Here is a 2,658-nt window from a genome sequence, read left to right as displayed (position 1 = left end):
ACGCCGGCGGGAAGACCCTCCAACGTCGCGACAAGCGCGGGTCCGTGCGACTCCCCCGCGGTCAGCCAACGCAACCTGCTCAACGGTGTGCTCCTTTGCCCTGCGTGGTTCGGTGCTCTACGAGGTCGCGTCGCCGGTGAACAGGCGGCGCAGCTCGTCGTGGAAGTCCGGGAAGGTCTTCGCCACGCAGGCCGGGTCGTCCAGCGAGATCGTGTCGGGAACGGCGAGTCCGAGGACCGAGAAGGACATCGCGATCCGGTGGTCGCGGTGGCACGCGATGCGGGTGGGGCGCGGCACTCCGGGCCTGACGGTGATCCAGTCCTTCCCTTCGGAGGTCTCGATGCCGCAGGCCCTCAGGTTCTCCGCCATGGCGGCGACGCGGTCGGACTCCTTCAGCCGCGCGTGCGCGACGCCGCGGATCGTGATGGGCGCATCGGCCAGGGGCGCGATGGCGGCGAGGGTCATGAACGTGTCGGAGATCTCGCCCATGTCCACGGTGAAGCCGCCGCGCAGCGGGCCGGTGCCCGAGACGGTGGTGGCCGTCGGCCCCACCCGCACCTCGGCGCCCGCCTGTGCGAGCACGTCGACGAAGCGGAGGTCGCCCTGCAGACTGTCGGTGCCCAGGCCGGGCACGGTGACCGTGCGTCCGGTGACGGCCGCCGCGGCGAAGATGTACGAGGCGGAGGACGCGTCGGGTTCGACGACGACGTCCGTCGCGTCGTACGCCCCCGGCCGGACGTGGAGGGTGCCGTCCGCGCTCTCCTCGACCTGGGCTCCGAAGCGCCGCATCAGGGCCACGGTCATGTCGACGTACGGGCGGCTGACCAGGCTTCCCGTGCGGATCCGCAGGCCGCGGCGCATCAGCGGGGCCGCCATCAGCAGTCCACTCAGGTACTGGCTGCTCAGGGACGAGTCGACGGAGAGTTCGCCGCCCTCGATGCCGTGGGCGCGGATCAGCAGGGGGAGCCCGTTGCCCGGGCCCGGCTCCAGGTCGGCGCCGAGGGCGCGGAGCGCCTCGATCAGGGGGCGCTGCGGGCGGGCGCGCAGCTGCGACGAGCCGTCGAAGAGGAAGGTGCCGTGGCCGGTGGCGGCGAACGGGGGCAGGAAGCGGGCCGCCGTCCCGGCGTCCGCGCACCACGGCCGGGCGGGGCCGACGGGTCCGCGTCCCGCGCCCGTCACCTCCCAGAACGCGTCGTCGGGGCCGCTCCGCACCGGGATGCCGGACACGCCGAGCGCCTCGCGGAAGGCGACCGTGTCCTCGCTGACCAGCGGGGCGCGGAGGGTGCTCGTGCCGTCGGCGGCGGCGGCCAGCAGAAGCAGTCGGTTGGTCAGACTCTTCGATCCCGGTATGCGGGCGGCCAGGCCGGTGCCCGGCTCCTTCTCCGTGATCACGCGGATGCCTCCATGCGGCGGGGGGGTGAGGTGGGGCCGGGGAGCGCTCTTGGGGGAAGGAGCTCCCCGGCCCGGTCAGAGGGGTCGCGTCAGGGCCGGGGCGTCGAACCCGTGGTGACAGGACCACGGCGTCAGGCCTGTGGTCCCTTCACCATTCGAGCAGGGCGAGGCCCGCGGCCATGCCGCCGCCGAAGCCCGCGAGCAGGATCAGGTCGCCGGGCCGGAAGGCCCCTTCGCGGGCGGCGGCGTCCAGCGTGATGGGGATCGACGCCGCGCCGGTGTTGCCGTACTGCTCCAGGGTCAGGTGCGTGGTGGCCCGGGACAGCGCCAGGTCCTCGATCACCGTGTCCAGCATGACGCCGTTGGCCTGGTGCGGCACGAAGTGCGCGACGTCGTCGGGCACCACCCCGGCCTCGTGCAGGAACTGCTTGGTCAGCTGGGGCAGTTGCTCCACCACGAACCGGCGCACCTCGCGCCCGTCCATAGCGAAGTACTGCAGCCCCGCGTCGAGGACCGCCCGGTCGGCGGGCTGCCTGCTGCCGCCCGCGGGCACCTGGATCAGCCCGGCGAGCTCGCCGACGGTGTGCAGGGTGACGTGCCGCACCCGCGCCCCGGCCGCTCCGCGTCCGTCGCCGGCCGGGCCGAGCACCATCGCTCCGGCGCCGTCCCCGAACAGCACCACCGTCTTGCGGTCGGCGGGGTTCAGGATCCGCGAGTAGACGTCCGCGCCGATCACCAGCGCGTGACCGCCCTGGCGGGCCAGCATGCCCTCGACCACCGACAGCGCGAACACGCTGCCCGAGCAGACCGCGTTCACGTCGAATGCCGCCGCGCCGAGGGCGCCGAGCTGCTGCTGCACGTAGACCGCGGTCGGCGGCTGCGGCCGGTCCGGCGTGGACGTCGCCACCACGATGAGCGACAGCTGGCCGACGGTGATGCCCGCCGACTCCAGTGCCGCCCGCCCGGCCGCCACCGCGAGATCGGAGGTGGCCTGGCCGGGCGCGACCCAACGCCGCTCCCGGATCGCTGTCTTGCGTACGATCCACTCGCCGTCGACCCCGGCCGGCGCGCCGACCTCGTCATTGGTGACGATACGGTCCGGTACGTAGGCGCCCGTACCGAGAACTGCGATATCGGCTGCGATACCGGTCATTCGCCTGCCCCACCCTCAACGCGACGTGAATGGATTCTGCATGTGTCCGGCGCCTGTCCGGCGCCTCCGCACTCGCGCGCGGCGTGCGTGGGCGGCACCGACCGGCCGCCCAC

The 2,658-nt window shown here is 73.5% G+C and carries 2 protein-coding genes; both read right to left on the bottom strand.

All coding sequences use genetic code 11. The features are described from left to right. Positions 1-117 precede the first annotated feature (117 nt). Complete coding sequence (gene aroA, locus AB0H82_RS36360) at positions 118-1,392, bottom strand: 3-phosphoshikimate 1-carboxyvinyltransferase (protein WP_362999824.1); 1,275 nt, start codon at positions 1,390-1,392, stop codon at positions 118-120. Positions 1,393-1,540: 148 nt separating this feature from the next. Beyond that, on the bottom strand, positions 1,541-2,545 hold the full coding sequence (locus tag AB0H82_RS36355; RefSeq protein ID WP_362999823.1) for a ketoacyl-ACP synthase III: 1,005 nt from the start codon (positions 2,543-2,545) through the stop codon (positions 1,541-1,543). Positions 2,546-2,658: the final 113 nt, after the last annotated feature.

Source organism: Streptomyces sp. NPDC050732 (assembly GCF_040654255.1).
GTDB lineage: Bacteria > Actinomycetota > Actinomycetes > Streptomycetales > Streptomycetaceae > Streptomyces.
Note: the sequence above shows the minus strand (reverse complement) of the source record. Positions and strands in the feature narration are given on the sequence as shown.